Origin of the sequence: Kineococcus indalonis (genome assembly GCF_009906395.1) — a bacterium.
Lineage (GTDB): Bacteria > Actinomycetota > Actinomycetes > Actinomycetales > Kineococcaceae > Kineococcus > Kineococcus indalonis.
This window is the reverse complement of the sequence record NZ_JAAALM010000039.1, coordinates 1-14,905: the sequence shown is the minus strand read 5'-3', so window position 1 is coordinate 14,905 and position 14,905 is coordinate 1. Positions and strand designations below refer to the sequence as shown.

General features: G+C 74.9%; 11 protein-coding genes and 2 pseudogenes. 10 read left to right on the top strand and 3 right to left on the bottom strand.

Annotated elements, in window-relative coordinates; translation table 11 throughout:
- Positions 1-508: 508 nt before the first annotated feature.
- Positions 509-1,177 carry a GAP family protein gene (locus GTR00_RS03920; RefSeq protein ID WP_166610334.1) on the bottom strand — a complete coding sequence of 223 codons (669 nt, stop codon included), beginning with the start codon at positions 1,175-1,177 and terminating at the stop codon, positions 509-511.
- Between the two features lie 203 nt (positions 1,178-1,380).
- Positions 1,381-2,022, bottom strand: a complete 642-nt coding sequence (locus GTR00_RS03915; RefSeq protein WP_166610333.1) for an SDR family NAD(P)-dependent oxidoreductase — start codon at positions 2,020-2,022, stop codon at positions 1,381-1,383.
- Between GTR00_RS03915 and GTR00_RS26245 the strand changes: the two are divergent.
- Positions 2,002-2,631: pseudogene (locus GTR00_RS26245) on the top strand (AraC-like ligand-binding domain-containing protein); the annotation flags it as partial. The gene GTR00_RS03915 and the pseudogene GTR00_RS26245 overlap by 21 nt on opposite strands.
- 118 nt (positions 2,632-2,749) lie before the next feature.
- On the top strand, positions 2,750-3,043 hold the full coding sequence (locus GTR00_RS03905) for a helix-turn-helix transcriptional regulator (protein WP_166610332.1): 294 nt from the start codon (positions 2,750-2,752) through the stop codon (positions 3,041-3,043).
- Here the strand turns inward: GTR00_RS03905 and GTR00_RS03900 are convergent.
- Positions 3,003-3,437 carry a MarR family winged helix-turn-helix transcriptional regulator gene (locus GTR00_RS03900; protein WP_166610331.1) on the bottom strand — a complete coding sequence of 145 codons (435 nt, stop codon included), beginning with the start codon at positions 3,435-3,437 and terminating at the stop codon, positions 3,003-3,005. The genes GTR00_RS03905 and GTR00_RS03900 overlap by 41 nt on opposite strands.
- A 72-nt stretch (positions 3,438-3,509) precedes the next feature.
- Here GTR00_RS03900 and GTR00_RS03895 point away from each other — a divergent pair, with 72 nt between their 5' ends.
- The 8 genes and pseudogenes from GTR00_RS03895 to GTR00_RS03860 all read left to right on the top strand — a co-directional run.
- The gene (locus GTR00_RS03895; protein WP_166610330.1) at positions 3,510-4,451 is read left to right on the top strand and encodes an NAD(P)H-binding protein; all 942 of its coding nucleotides are present in this window, start codon (positions 3,510-3,512) and stop codon (positions 4,449-4,451) included.
- 1,324 nt (positions 4,452-5,775) lie between these two features.
- Positions 5,776-8,871, top strand: a complete 3,096-nt coding sequence (locus GTR00_RS03890) for an endo-1,4-beta-xylanase (protein WP_166610329.1) — start codon at positions 5,776-5,778, stop codon at positions 8,869-8,871.
- A gap of 274 nt (positions 8,872-9,145) precedes the next feature.
- Positions 9,146-9,760 (top strand): GtrA family protein, encoded by a 615-nt coding sequence (locus tag GTR00_RS03885; protein ID WP_166610328.1) that lies wholly within the window; start codon positions 9,146-9,148, stop codon positions 9,758-9,760.
- A 7-nt stretch (positions 9,761-9,767) separates the two neighbouring features.
- The gene (locus GTR00_RS03880; protein WP_166610327.1) at positions 9,768-10,466 is read left to right on the top strand and encodes an SDR family NAD(P)-dependent oxidoreductase; all 699 of its coding nucleotides are present in this window, start codon (positions 9,768-9,770) and stop codon (positions 10,464-10,466) included.
- A 268-nt stretch (positions 10,467-10,734) separates the two neighbouring features.
- Positions 10,735-12,681, top strand: a complete 1,947-nt coding sequence (locus GTR00_RS03875) for a SpoIIE family protein phosphatase (protein WP_166610326.1) — start codon at positions 10,735-10,737, stop codon at positions 12,679-12,681.
- Positions 12,682-12,916: 235 nt separating this feature from the next.
- Positions 12,917-13,834 carry a putative selenate ABC transporter substrate-binding protein gene (locus GTR00_RS03870; protein ID WP_456077709.1) on the top strand — a complete coding sequence of 306 codons (918 nt, stop codon included), beginning with the start codon at positions 12,917-12,919 and terminating at the stop codon, positions 13,832-13,834.
- A 29-nt stretch (positions 13,835-13,863) separates the two neighbouring features.
- Positions 13,864-14,577, top strand: a complete 714-nt coding sequence (locus tag GTR00_RS03865) for a phosphonate ABC transporter ATP-binding protein (RefSeq protein WP_323132191.1) — start codon at positions 13,864-13,866, stop codon at positions 14,575-14,577.
- Positions 14,574-14,905, top strand: a pseudogene (locus GTR00_RS03860) (PhnE/PtxC family ABC transporter permease); the annotation flags it as partial. The gene GTR00_RS03865 and the pseudogene GTR00_RS03860, both read left to right, overlap by 4 nt.

Sequence of the window (14,905 nt, the reverse complement as noted above, 5' to 3'; positions counted from 1 at the left end):
GCCCGCAGCGGCACCGGTCGGCGCGAGCACGCGCCGGTGCCGCTGCGGGCTGCGCACCACCGGTGCCCGGTGCGCGCGAGGTGGTCCCTCGGGGTGGTCGGTGCACCGAACGTCTCCTCGCTGCCACGCGGACCGCGTCGTCCGCTGGGCAGCAGGTTACGTTCGGTGAGGCACTGGGTACGTCGCGAACCCCCAGCTGGCAGCGGCACCCGACAGGAACCTGCCACATCACACCGGCTCCCCGGTGCGGGGGGCGCTGACGGGGATCGTGCCGGCACCCCCGGCCGTCCTCCGGCGCCGGGCCGTACGAGGAGGTGCCGGTGGGCAGGTCGGGGTCGTCCGCGGGCAGCGGGCCCCCCGGCTCCGGTGCACCGCTCAGCCGGCGCGCGGTGCCGGCCAGGCTGCGCCGGACGCTGACCCACCGGCTGCGCAGGGACGGCTCGTCCCTGCGCATCGGCTGCTCCCTCAGCCGGTGGTCCCCGCCGCCAGTGTCCCCGACCCGCCACGGTCACAGCGTGAGCGCGAGGACCGCCACGGCGGCGGCGAGCAGGACCAGGCCGACGGCTGCGGGGACGGACCGGGGCTGCAGGCGCTCGCCGCCGAGGCGGTCGTAGAGCCGTCGCAGGCGCTGGGTGGTGTGGTGGTGCCAGGTCAGGCCGGCGAGCAGCAGCAGCAGGCAGGGCAGGCAGTAGACGAGGCCGTAGAGGGCGAGCACGAGCAGGCCGGTGCCGGGGGCGACCTCGGCGGCGCCGAGGCGTTCGACAGCGATCAGGTACGGGAAGGCGTTGGGCAGGTCGGCGCCGGTGACCAGCACCCCCAGGGGAGCCGCGGTCCAGGGCCCGAACCACGGGGGCAGCACGAGCGCGGCGCGCGTGCGGGTGCGCAGCCGCCGGGCAGCGCTGATCAGCAGGACGAGGGCGGCCAGCAGCAGTGCGCCGCGGCGCACCCAGGTGGCGGCCCCGGTCACGGTGTCGCCGAGCGTCGCGCTGCCGAGGAAGAGCCCCGACCCCACGGCCAGGACGACGAGGTAGGCACCGGCGACGTACGCGCAGGCGGTCAGCCCGGGCCGGCGCAGCGGGGCGAGCAGGATCAGCGTGACCCCGGCGATGGTGGCGGGGTTGAGGGAGTCCAGGGCCGCGAGCCCGGCGATCGCCCAGAGGAGGCCGGCAGTGAGCATGGAACCGATGCTAACTCACATGAGACGCTGACGTCTCACGTGAGCAACGGTCACCGCACCGCACCCAGGCTCGCGCCCGGACCCCACCGCGGTCCCCGGGCACGTCGATCCCGCGGCCCGTCGTGCTCAGGCCTGCGGGCGGGTCACCCGCTCGCCCACCCGCGCCACCGCGGCCCGCGGCAGCAACCGCGGCAGCAGGACCGTCACCTTCCAGCGCAACCCGACCACCGTGAGCACCGCACCGCGGTCGAGGGTTTCCAGCGTCGCGGTGACCACCCCGGCCGCCGGCCGCTTGGCACCGAAGCGCGCCTCGCGGTCGTTGCCCACAACCCCTCGCTGAAGCTCTGCGCGAACGCCTCGGAGGCGGCGTAGACGACCTGGTACGGCATCGGCTGGAACGCCGCCGCGGAGGAGACGTTGACGACCACGCCCTCACCGCGGGCCACCATCGCGGGCGGGAACCGGTGGGCCAGCGCCACGGGCGCGGCCACGTCGACCACCACCACCTCCTGGTCGCGCCCGGCCTCCGAACCCGCGAAAGCACCGTGCGAGCCGAAGCCGGCGTTGTCGACCAGCACGTCCACCCGCACGCCGAGGTCACGGGTGGCCGCGTGCACGGCTCCCGGGGCCTCGGGCCGGCTGAGGCCGGCCACCACGACGTGGGCCTGCACGCCGTGCGCGTCCTGCAGCTCGGCGGCCAGCTCCCGCAGGCGCGCCTCGCGCCGCGCCACCAGCACCACGTCGCACCCGCGCGCGGCCAGCTCCCTGGCGAACGCGGCCCCGGTCCCGGAGGAGGCCCCGGTGATCAGAGCCGTCCGCCCCGCGTGCTCCACCCGTCGTGCCACTTGCTGCTCCTGTTCCTCGACGTCCCCGTCGACGTCCCCATCGACGTCCCCGTCGACGTCCCCGTCGACGGTCCGTGCGCTCGGCCCGCGGCGACCCGGACGGCGTCGCGGTCACCGCTGGTACGGATCGTGGCGGGCGGTGCGGCCCTCGTCTCGCCCGCCGGCGAGGACGCCTCTGGCTGCGGCGCACGAACCGGCACCACGGCGGCTGCGGACCTGGGCCGGCAGGAGTCCGACCGGTCCCGCCTGGCCTGGTGCGCCGGTGCCGAGCAGGACGTCGCCCGCGGTTCCCGGCACGTGCGCACCGACCCCCGCGGCGTGCTCGAGCTAGCTGCTCATCCCCTGCGCGGCCGGGCGCTGGTGAGCGCCGGCGGGGCCACCGCGCAGCTCGTGGCGGGCACCGCTGCGGTCTGCGACCTGGACCGCCCGCTGCGCCTGGCCCACGACGCGGACTTCGCGTCCATCGCGCTGATCGTCCCGCACTCCGAGGTCCTCGCCCGTGAACCGGACCTGCTCGCGAGCACCGCGCTCATCGACACCACCAGGGGCCTGGGCGCCGTGGTGCGCCAGCTGGCCGTCCCGCTGCACGGCGAGCGGTTCGAGCTGGACCAGCAGGCCTTCGACGCCTCGTGCGACGGGCTGCTCGACCTCGCCGCCCTCGCCGCAGCGGGGGCGGACACGGCGCCGGTGCGGCAGCGGGACGGCGCCGGTGCGGCAGCGGGATCCCGTGGCGCAGTCCGTGCGCGGCCACGTGCGCGCGCACGCCCACGAGCACGACCTGGACGTGCACCGCGTCGCCGCGGCGCTGGGGTGGTGCGTGCGGCACGTCCAGGCGGTGCTGCAGGAGGGGGGCACCACTTGCCGGGACCTCATCAGGACCCAGCGCCTGGAGCGGGCGCGCCTGCTCAGCCCGCAGTGGTCCGACGTCACCATCGCCGACACGGCCTCGGCGTCCGGGTTCGCCGCGCACGCCGCTGCGATCACGAGTCCGCGTCGACCATCCTCAGCAGGACGCCGTTGAGGGCCGCCACCTCCGCCGCGCTCATGCCCAGCCGTTCCGGCCGGTTCGCCTCGCGCACCGCCGGCCACACCGCGGCCAGCAGTTCGCGGCCCGCGCCGGTCAGGGCTAGCGGGTTGCGCCGTCCCTTGGAGCGCTCCGAGCCCCGGGTGATCAAACCGCGCCCCACCATCCCGTCCAGGACTCCGCTCATCGACTGCGGGCGCACCAGGACCGCCCGGGCCAGCTGGGCCTGGGTGAACTGCGCACCGGTGGCCAGGTGCGAGAGCACCCCGAACTGCACCGGGGAGAGCCCGTGCTCGGCGAACACCGCCGTCAGCTCGCGCTGGGCGCGGTGCGCGGCGCGGATCAGCGACCACGTCACCAGAGCGTCGATGTCGCCCTCGGTCAAGTCCACGGTCGCCTTGCCACCCCCTCCGGTCGGGGGCAGTCTCTCACCAACAGGTTCCTGCTTCTGAGTGAGGTCGACGTGCCCGCACCCACCACCCACCCCGTTCCCCGGCCCGCCGGCTCCAGCGCCCCGGCGCGCGTGCTGGTCACCGGAGCCACCGGCGACATCGGCACCCCCCTCGTCGCGGAGCTCACCGCCCGCGGCGTCCCGTTCCGGGTGCTGTGCCGCCGGAGCGCCCAGGTGCGTGCCTTCACCGAGCGCGGCGTCGAGGCCGTGCCGGGCAGCTTCGAGGACGCCGACAGCCTGCGCGAGGCGATGCGCGGGTGCGAGCAGGTCTTCCTGAACACCCCTGCGGGTCTGGAACAGTTCCGCCAGAACCGTGACGCGATCGACGCCGCCGTCGCCGCCGGGGTCCGCCACGTGGTGAAGGTCTCCACCTCCGACGCCCGCCCCCGCTCGGCCATCCCGTGGGCGCGCGACCACGCCCTGGCCGACGAGCACCTGCGGCGCAGCGGCCTGGCCTGGACGCGCCTGCAGCCGGGCGCCTTCACCAAGAACCTCCTGCTGGAGGCCGCGGCGATCCGGCGCGGGTGGCTGCCGCAGACCAGCGGGCACGGGGCGACCGCCTGGATCGACGTGGCCGACGTGGCCGCCGTCGCCGCCCGCGTGCTCACCGACCCCGCCGTGCAGGGCGGGACCGGCGAGGACGGCCGGACCTACCTGCTCACCGGGGACCGCCCCCTGTCCTACCCCGAGGTCGCCGGCATCCTCAGCACCACGCTCGGGCACCGCGTGCGCTACGTGCACGTGCCCGCGCCCGTGTTCTACGGCGCGCTGCGCGCCACCGGGGTCCCCGCGTGGCGGGCGAGGGGCCTGGTCCACCAGTTCGTGGACGTGGTGCGCCGCGGCCAGGACGACGGGCGGCTGTGCAGCAGCGACGTCCCCGACCTGCTGGGGCGCCCGGCCGTGACGGTCGCCGAGTTCGCCTCGCAGCACCGCACCGAACTCACCGCCGCCTGAGCCGTCCAGCGCGCCGACGAGCCCCACGTCGACGGGCCGGCGCGTGGAGGTCGCGCGCTGCACCGGTGACTCCCGCCGGCTCACCCGGTCGAGCACGGTCCAACCACCGCACCACCGCCCTCGCCACCGACCTGGAGGCCGGCCGTGAGCACCCCCGCGCACCCCGGACGCACGCTCGTCGTCAACCTGCCCCTGACCGAGGTGCGGCGCAGCGGGACCTTCGTCGCCGCGCGCCGATGGCGCTGAGGGCTTCGGCTCCACGTGCTCGCGCAGCTCCTTCGACCTCGGCGGCCACGGCGGGCGGGCTGACGCGACCCGCAGGCCGGTGCTGCCGCCGGCGACGGCCAGCGCCAGGAGGACGGCTTCGACGCCGAAGGGCCAGACGGGACCGGCGACCCCGAGGAGGTCACGGCAGCCGGGTCCGTCGCGGACCGCTCCAGAGCTGCAGACACGCACCTGGGCCACGTCCACCCTCCGAACCGCCGGGCACCTCCGTGTCGTCGCGACGAGATCACGCTGGAGGACCCCGGGCGCTGCGGGTCGCGGATCCGCGCGTGCGAGTGCCGCTCGTGCGAGCTCGCGGCCATCGCCGTGGCGACCGTGCCGGAGCGCTGTCCCCCTGTCCGGGCGTTGGGCGGCCCGCACGTCCACGGCGGCCCTCGAGCACGCGCGCGCGTGCTCGAGGCAGCCCGACGGCCAGCTGCTGAGGTGGTCGGTGAAGGCCGACAGGTCGTCGTCCCGCCGGTGGCACGCGCAGCTGCACCCGTCTTCCTGGCACCCACGCTGGCACCCACGCTGGTGTAACGCTAAAACCTCTGACAAGCTGGCGCCATGGGCACGGTCAGTGATGACGGACTGCACGAGGGCTTCCTCGCCCCCGTCGTCCACGACGGTCGGCGCCGGTACGGCGTCAGCGGCGGTGGCATCCCGTCCGGCCGCACCGTCGTCGGCGGAGGCCCGGGGGCGTGACAGGACCCGGCGCCACCCGAGCCGCCCGGCCGACGAGGTGAGCCGTTGGCCGATCCTGACGCCTCGGCCGGAACGCGACCCGGTGGGCTGACAGCACGGCGCTCCCAGCGGTGGCGGAGCCGGGTGCATCGCCAGGGACGACCCCGGACCCCTCGAGCTCACGGAGCGAACCGGGTCCCGCCCGATGGAGCGCCGGCGCCCGACGGCGGGCGCCTTCCCGGGCGCACCCGGCGGAGGCATCATCGCCAGGAGCTGCAGCAGCCATCGCTGAGGGGCCCACGCCCGTCGAGCCGCTCACCGCGGAACGGTTCGCAGGACCCGAAGAGCACCTCCAACGACGAAGGGATCTGACCGAGTGAAGGCCATTCGAGCCTGCACGTCAGCACTGGCGGCCACGGCCCTGGCAGCTGCTGTCCTCGCCGGTTCATCGCCGGTCGCCAGTGCTGCGCGTGAAGCGCCGGGGGATCCCGGCCTCAAGGACGTCTACGAGGACCACTTCCTCGTCGGGACCACCATCAGCCCCGACGACTGGACGGCGAACGGCGGTGCGAAGTGGGCACACATGCTCAAGCACTACAACGCCGTCACGCCGGAGAACGCCTTGAAGCCCGACAGCATCTGGAGCGGCGATCCTGCGACGGGCCAGCCGGCAGGTGCTCCCACCGGTCTGGCGAGCGCGGACGACCTCCTGACGCGGGCGAACGCGGCGGGTCTCTACACGATCGGGCACGCGTTGGCGTGGCACAACCAGTCGCGCTACTGGCCGGCCAGGTCCGCCGACCGGAACACCTTGACCTCCGACATGATCATCCACTGGGACTACGAGGAGGCTCGCTCTCGGCTCCGGGACTACATCCACACGATCGCCGGACGGTACAGCGACGGCCCGTACGAGCTGGACGCCTGGGACGTCGTGAACGAAGCCATGAGGGACAACCCGGAGAACCCCACCGACTGGCGAAACGCCCTTCGCTCCCTGGAGCAGCCGAAGTTCCGGGCCGCCGCCTGGGCCGGCGCCTACGCCAGGGGCGGGAACGCGTGGGACTACGTCTACGACTCCTTCCTCTTCGCTCGGGAAGCCGATCCGGATGCGGTCCTGTACTACAACGACTTCAACGACCTGGAGCTGCCGAACAAGGCGATCGCCATCGCCAGCATGGTGACGGAGCTCAACGAGAAGTACGCCAGGGAACACCCCGAGGACGACAAGAAGCTGATCCAGGGCATAGGCATCCAGGCGCACTACAACACGAGGCTCGACCTCGATAACCTCGAGCGGAACCTGCAGACCTACATCGAGACGGGTGTGGAGGTCTCGCTCACCGAACTCGACCTCAGCATCACGGGGACGCAGGACTCGGGGACCGTCGTGCCTCCCAGCGACGAGCAGCTGAAGGTCCAGGCGGACAAGTACGCCGAGCTCTTCATGCTCCTGAAGAGGTACTCGGACCACATCGCACGTGTGACCTTCTGGGGTACGAGCGACTCCAACAGCTGGCGCTCCGGCTTCTTCCCGCTGCCGTTCTCCAGGAGCGGTGACACGTGGACCGAGAAGCCCGCGTACCACGCCGTGATGGATCCCGAGGGGTGGCTCGGCTTCGAGAAGGAGCGCCCCGAGCTCACGTCCTTCACGTACCAGGGCGAGGTCTTCGACTTCGACCCCCGCAGGACCGAGTACGACGTCCACGTCCCCGACGACGTCTCGAACGTGGACTTCTCCGCCGCCGACGTCGCCCACGGCTACGGCGACGAGCTCGACGTCGAGGTCTCGCTCGACTCGCCGGGCTGCGCGGTGGCCCCGGGCGATCCGTGTGTCGCCACGGTGACGGCCGCGTGGGAGAGCGAGCCGGCCAACGCCTCGACCTACACGATCAACTTCGGGCACATGTCGGCCGAGTGGGAGCACGACGTCAACTACCCCGACACGGGCTACCGTTCCGCGGTCGACGTGCGGTTCAGCGACGGCAGCAGCGACATCAAGCTGTTCCAGGAGTTCCTGCAGGGCGACCGTCCCGCCTTCACGACCAGCTCGGAGCACCCCGCCCCTCCCGAGCACGGGAGCGCGCGGTTCACGATCAGCACCGACGACCCGGTCGCAGACAGCGACCTGGCGGGGATGACCGTGAGGAAGCACGTGTGGGACCAGAACTGGGCACCGCTCACCGCCGCTCGGGTCACGCACCTCGATCAGCCCCAGAGCACGTGGCGAGCGGCGGACTCCGTCGAGGACGGCACGACGTACCTCGTCGTGGCGGGCGACGACACCGGCCAGGCGTTGACCCACGAGGGCCTCAGCCCCGTGCCGGCCGGCGAAGGCGTCAGCGAGGCGCGGCAGGGCTACTACGGCACTCCCGTCGTCGTCGAAGGTGACACGGTCGTCGAGCCCGAGCCGGTGCAGGACAACATGCGGTGGTTGTTCACCCGGGCTGAGAGCAGTGACCCGGGCCCCTACACGAGTGCGAACGGGTACGAGGGCTTCACCATGATGAGCCTGGTCCACGGCGGCCTGATCCAGCCCTTCAACGTCCACCGGGCGGAGCACCCGGACCGCGTGAACACGGACGCGCTCATCTCGGACAGGCTGGTCGGGGACGCCAACCTGGACCGCGCGGTGTGGTTCAACACCGGGCTGGACCAGAACGGTGGGACGACGCTGTTCACGCACAGCGCCGACACCGACGAGACGTACGCGTTGCACGGCTCCAGCGCCGGCTTCGTCGCGGAAGGCGGCAAGGGCGAGCTGGCCGAGTACGCGCAGGACAGCCGCGTCAGGTTGTACGAGTACGTGGCGGACAGGACGTTCGTGGAGGCCGACGGCCTGGGTGTCGGCATCGAGCTCGGTGCGGCCGAACGCGTGGTCGGCGGTTCAGGCGTGCACCACGAGGTCCCCGTCACCGCGGACGTGCCGGACGGTCGTCAGGCGGTCCTGCTGAGGAACGGCGCCTCAGTGGCGACGGCGACCTTCGAGAGCGACCGAGCGGTGCTGCGGGTCGAGGAGAGCGACGTCGAGCCGGGCGCCCGCTACGTGGTCGCCGTCCTCGGCGGCACCGAGGTGCTGGGGGCCACCGCTCTCCCGGCGGGCCTGGTCGTCGTGCCGGTGACGGTCGAGGCGACCTCCCGCGGGGTCGTCAACCCCAGGAGCAGGGGCACGCTCAAGGTCACGCTGCTCTCCCAGACCGGGTTCGACCCGGTCCCGGACGTCGCCGTGGACACCCTGCGCGTGGGCGTCGAGGGCACCGAGGACTCCGTGGTCGGTTGCCGGGCCGGCAGGGACGTCGACGGGGACGGCGTGGTGGACCTGGACTGCACCGTCCGTGTCCCGCTGACCGGTGTGGAGCGCGGTGACACGCAGCTGCTGGTCACCGGTTCCACGGTGGGCGGCGCCGTGCTCGAGGCCACGGTGGCGATCCGCACCGTGCCGGCCCGTCGAGGGGGTTGGCCCCGCGGCTGACCGCCCCGGGGCGTGCCGGCCCCGGACGCGCGAGCGAGCCCCGCACCGTTCACGGTGCGGGGCTCGCTGCCGTCGCGGCGCGACCGCTCGTGCTCGTGCCCGGCGGGCGGTGCCGCTGTCCCCGGCGCAGGTGGGGGCGCTGGCTCGGCCGTCGGTGGACGTGTCGAGTGCACCCATCGGGGGGTGCCGGGGCGCTGACCCGCTGCGCAGGGATGAGGCGCGAGCCGTGCCTGGGGGCGATGCGGGCCGGGCGCGCAGCGTCGAGCCTGTACCGGTGGACACCGGCACCCCCTCGCGCTGCGTCTCGACGCGCTCCGTCCCGGTGCGCTCCGTCCCGGTGCGCTCCGTCCCGGTGCGCTCCGTCCCGGTGCGCTCCGTCCCGGTGCGCTCCGTCCCGGTGCGCTCCGTCCCGGTGCGGCTCTGGGTGCTGCTGCGCTTCGTGCTGGCCGGTGCGGTCGGCAACGGTGCTCACGCGCTGGCCTTCCTGCTGCTGGGGGCCGCCACGGCGTTGCCCGTGGCGGCGGTGAACGTGGTGGCCGTGGCGCTCTCCACCGTGCTGACCAACGAGCTGCACCGCCGCTTCACCTTCCACCACGGCGCGCGCACCTCCTGGTTCAAGGGGCACGGTGTCGGTGGTGCCGCGGCGGTGGCCGGGCTGGTGCTGAGCACCGCGGCGCTGACGGCCTGGCACCACCTCGTGCCCGGCGCCGGCCGGGGCAGCGGGCTGCTCGTCGTGTACGCCGTGACCGGGCTGGTCGGCCTGAGCAACTTCGTGCTGCTGCGCTCGGTGCTGCGCGCCCCGGCGCAGGCCGTGGCCCGGGAGGAGGCCGCGGCCCGGGGCAGGACCGTGACGTCAGCGCGCACCGCGGCCGCGCCCGCGACCTCGTGAGCGCGGCGTGAGGGCTGCGGACGAGGTCGTCGGCGGGCGCACCGCCCTGGTCACCGGAGCCGGCAACGGGCTGGGGCGGGCCATCGCCCTCGCCCTGGCCGGGCACGGCGCCCGCGTCGTCCTCGTCGGCCGCCGCGAGGGTCCGCTGCGCGGGTCCGCCGCGATGATCGGGCCCGCGGCCCGGGTGGTCACCTGCGACGTCGCCGATCCGAGCGCGGTCGACGCCCTGACCGACGTCCAGCCGCACGAGTGGGAGGAGGTGTTCGCCGTCAACGTGCGCGGCGCCTACCTGGTGTGCCGGGCCTTCCTGCCCCCGATGCTGGAGCGCGGGTCCGGTGACGTGGTGAACATCGCCTCCGTCAGCGGCAAGCGCCCGCTCCCGGGACGCACCCCCTGCACCGCCTCCAAGACGGCGGTGCTGGGGCTCACGACCACCCTGGCCCACGAGGTCGGTCCGCGCGGGGTCACGGTCAACTCGATCTCCCCCGGCCCCGTCGCCGGGCCGCGCATGGAACGCAACTTCGCCCGCGAGGCGCAGCGCAGCGGCACGAGCCCCGCGCAGGCGGAGGAGCAGTTCGTCTCCCGCGCGGCCCTGCGGCGCATGGTCACCGCCGAGGAGGTGGCCACGGCCACGGTGGCGGTGCTGTGCGTGCCCGGCCTGTGCGGCGCCGACACCGACCTGTCGGCGGGCATGGTCGCCCGCTGAGCGCGGGTCCCCGCGGCCGCGGTGAGCACGCCCTCGGCGTCGACCCGGACCTCACCGGCACCCACCTCGTCGACCGGCACCGGCACCGGCTGCGGCACCGGCTGCGGCACCGGCTGCGGCACCGGCTGCGGCACCGGCTGCGGCACCGGCTGCGGCACCGGTGGGCGGGCGGCGGCGCGGTGGGTGCCTCTAGCATCGCTCCGGCACCCGCACCGGTCCGCTGTGGCCGGCGGGTGCTGGGACGTCGAGACGGACGTGGCGGGAGGACATGACGGACGGGCGCCGGGCGCACGCAGCAGCGGTGGACTTCGCCGAGCTGTTCAACGGGCTGCCCACCGCGTACCTGGTGCTCGACCTGGACCTGTTCATCCTCCAGGCCAACGAGGCGTACCTGCGGCTGCTGGGACGCACCCGCCACGAGCTGGTGGGGCGCTGGGTGTTCGACGCCTTCCCGCCCACCCCGCAGACGCTGGACGCCGAGGGGCGCAACCCCTTGCAGACCTCCTTCGAGACCGCGCGCGACACCGGCCGGGCCGTCCCCATGCCGCTGTTCGCGTACGCCGTCGCCGACCAGCGCACCGGTGAGGTCGTCCAGCGGTACTGGTCGCTGATCAGCGCACCGCTGCTGTCGGCCGAGGGGCGGGTGGTGGCGGTGCTGCAGCGCGTGGAGGACGTCAGCGACTGGGTGCACGAGCGCGAGGGCGCCCTGGCGGCGGCGCAGCTGAGCCAGGAGCGCACCCAGGCCGTCGAGGCCGACCTGTACCTGCGCGTGCAGGAGCTGCACGCCGCGCAGCAGGCCCGCGAGGTCGCCGTGCGCCGGCTGGCCAGGGTGAGCGAGGTGGCCCTGGCGCTGACCGCCGCGCAGGGCCTGGAGGACCTCGAGAGGATCGTCATCGAGCGGGGGATGAGCGTGCTGGGCGCCGACGGCGGCGCCATCGTCTCGGCCGCCGACGCCTTCGACACCGCCGAGCAGTCCGGCACCGCTGGAGCACCCGGCACCGCCGGTGCGAGCGGGGCGGGTGGTGCTCGCGGCGCCGGCACGGGCGGCTGGCGGGTGACCGTCAGCGACGCCCTGGGCGCCCGCGTGCGGGCGCGCTACGCCCACGTGCCCCACGACAGCCCGCTGCCGGCGTGCCACAGCGCCCGCACCGGGCAGCGGCTGGAGCTGCCCACCGTCGCCGACGGGCTGGCCTTCGACCCGGTGATGGCCGAGGTGTACGAGAACACGCAGCGGCGGGCGTGGGTGATGCTGCCGCTGACCGTGGCGGGCAGGTGCCTGGGCTGCCTGGCCGTGTGCTGGGCCGAGGAGCGTCACCTGACGCGCGAGGAGCGCGACCTGCTCGACGGCTTCGCCGCGCAGTGCGCGCAGACGCTGGAGCGCCTGCAGACCCGCGCGGCCGAGCGGCGCCGCGCGGCCGTGCACCGGCGCATGTCCGAGACCCTGCAGCGCGCGCTGCTGACCGAGCCGCCGGAGCTGGAGCACGGGCAGGTCGTCGTGCGCTACACCCCGGCCGCCGAGACCGCGCAGGTCGGCGGGGACTGGTACGACGCGTTCGTCCAGCCGGACGGGGCCACCGTGCTGGTCATCGGCGACGTGATCGGGCACGACACGCAGGCGGCGGCGGCGATGAGCCAGGTGCGCACGATGGTGCGCACCATCGGCGCGCTGGGCGAGCAGAGCCCGGCGCGCCTGCTGGCCAGGGTGGACCGGGCGATGGCGAACCTGCGGATCACGACCACCGCCACGGCGATCGCCGCGCGCCTGGAGCAGACCGAGGAGGAGCGCTCGCGCGGCACCACCCGGCTGCGCTGGTCCAACGCCGGGCACCCGCCGGCGATGCTGGTCCACCCCGACGGCCGCGTGCTGGAGCTGGAGCAGGCGCGCACCGGGGGGAGCGCGGACCTGCTGCTGGGGGTGCTGCCCGGGACCTCGCGCCGGGACGTCGAGGTCGTCCTGGACCGCGGCTCCACCGTCCTGCTCTACACCGACGGGCTGGTCGAGCGGCGCGACCAGCCGTTGGCCCAGGGGCTGCAGGAGCTGCAGCAGGCCCTGGAGGACCTGGCCGGGCAGGACGGCGACCTGGACACCCTGGTGGACCGGCTGCTGGCGCGGATGCTGCCCGCCCAGCCCGAGGACGACGTCGCGGTGGTGGCCGTGCGCCTGCACCGCCAGGACCGCCCGGACCCGCCGGGGGCCGGCCCGGTCCGCCGGTGAGCAGGCCGTGCGCGGCGGGAACCCGCGCCCGCGAGGACGGGGACCCGCGAGCGCAGCCGCGGGGCACCGGGAGCACTCCCGCGGACCCTGCGACAGGATGACGGGCGTCCCAGCCCGCCCACCAGGAGGCCGCCGTGTCCGCTCCCGTCCCCCGCCGCGCATCGTGACGGGGCTCCGTCGTGCCGTCCGGTCGGGTGGCCCCGCAGCACCGCAGCGCTCCACCAGGCGTCGCTTCCTGACCGGCACCGCGACCTCGGCGGTCCTCGCCGGGCTCGCCGCCTGCAGCCGGCGCACGTCCCCCGTGCCGGCCCCCGCGTCCCCCGCCGCGGCCGGCTCGACCACCGGCAGCGGCGCACCCCTCACCATCGGCGCCATCCCGGACCAGGACCCCGAAGTCCTGCAGCGCCTGTACGCCACCCTGGCCGACTCGATGGCCCGGGCCAGCGGTCTGGCCGTCGCCTACCGCCCGGTCACCGACTACGGCGCCGCCGTCTCCCTGTTCCGCACCGGTGACCTCGACCTGGTCTGGTTCGGCGGGCTCACCGGCGTGCAGGCGCGGTCGCAGACGCCGGGCGCCCGGGTGATCGCCCAGCGCGACATCGACGAGGACTTCCACTCGGTCTTCGTGGTGAACACCGCCACCGGCCTGACCGCCTCGCAGGACCTCGCACCGCTGGCCGACCTGCGGTTCACCTACGGCAGCCGGACCTCCACCTCCGGGGCGCTCATGCCGGCGTACTTCCTGTCCCGGCAGGGCCTGGACCCGCGGGGTTTCCCCGGCGGCCCGGGGTACAGCGGTTCGCACGACGCGACGCTGCAGCTGGTCGCCTCCGGCAGCTACCAGGCCGGGGTGCTCAACGAGCAGGTGTGGACCTCCCGCAGCGCCGCCGGCGAGGTCGACCCCGCCGTGCGGCTGTACGCCCGCACCCCGGCCTACCACGACTACCACTGGGTGCTCGGCCCGCAGGCCGTGGACCGGCTGGGCGAGGACCTGCCCCAGCAGCTGAGCGACTACTTCCTGGGCCTCACGGTCGCGGACCCCGACGACGCGGCGGTCCTGGACCTCTTCGGCGCCCGGCGGTTCATCGCCACGCAGGAGTCCAACTACGACCAGATCCAGCAGATCGGCGAACAGCTGGGGCTGATCACCTGAGCGCCGCCCTGCGGCTGTCCGGCGTCGAGGTGCGCCACGGCACCACCCGGGCCCTGAGCGGTCTCGACCTGACGGTCCAGACCGGTGAACGGGTCGCCGTGGTGGGCCCCTCCGGCGCGGGCAAGTCGACCCTGCTGCGCCTGCTCAACGGTGCGCTCGCACCCACCGCCGGATCGGTCGAGGTCCTCGGCGCCGATCCGCGCACCCTGTCGGGCCGCGACCTGCGACGGCTGCGCGCGAGGGTCGGCACCGTCCACCAGCACCTCGAGCTGGTCGGGCCGCTGCGCGTGGTCCACAACGTCAACGCCGGCCGGCTCGCCCGCTGGCCGGCGTGGCGCGCGGCCTGGTCGCTGCTCAGACCGCAGGGGGTGCCTGAGGTGACCGCGGCCCTGCAGCAGGTCGACCTCGCCGAGCGGGTGTACGAGCGCACCGACCGGCTCTCCGGCGGGCAGCAGCAGCGGGTCGCGATCGCCCGGGTGCTGGTCCAGCGCCCCGACCTCGTGCTGGCCGACGAACCCGCCTCCGCGCTCGACCCCGCGCTGGCCCGGCGGAGCCTGGCGCTGCTGGCCGCCGCGGCGGCCGAGCGCGGCGGGACCCTGCTCGCCTGCCTGCACGACCCGGAGCTGGCGCTGCGCCACTGCGACCGCGTGGTGGGCCTGGTCGAGGGCCGTCTGGTCCTCGACGCCCCGGCGGCCGCGCTGAGCCGGGGCGACCTGGCCGACTTCTACGGGGTGGGCGCGTGAGCGCCGCGGCCGTGCTCACCGCCCCGCGCCTGCACCGCTCGCGCGCCCGGTGGGCGTGGGGCCTGGGCGCGCTGGGCGTCGTGGGGTGGTCGCTGGCCGGGGCCGGGGCGTTCTCCGGGGACGTGCTGAACCCGGCCGGCGTGCGCCAGTTCGGCCGGTTCGCCGCCGGCGCGCTCAGCCCCGACCTGTCCGCGCAGTTCCGCGCGGTGCTGCTGACGAGCACGCTGGTGACGATCGCCTACGCCGCGCTGGGGGCCGCGCTGGCGGTGCTGCTCGGCGCGCTCGGCGCGCTCGCCCTGGCGCGCACCACGTGGGGGCGGCGGGGGGT

Excerpts from the sequence above, each read along its gene's own strand:
- GTR00_RS03920 (WP_166610334.1), bottom strand. The coding sequence starts at position 1,177 with ATGCTCACTGCCGGCCTCCTCTGGGCGATCGCCGGGCTCGCGGCCCTG.
- GTR00_RS03875 (WP_166610326.1), top strand. The coding sequence starts at position 10,735 with ATGACGGACGGGCGCCGGGCGCACGCAGCAGCGGTGGACTTCGCCGAG.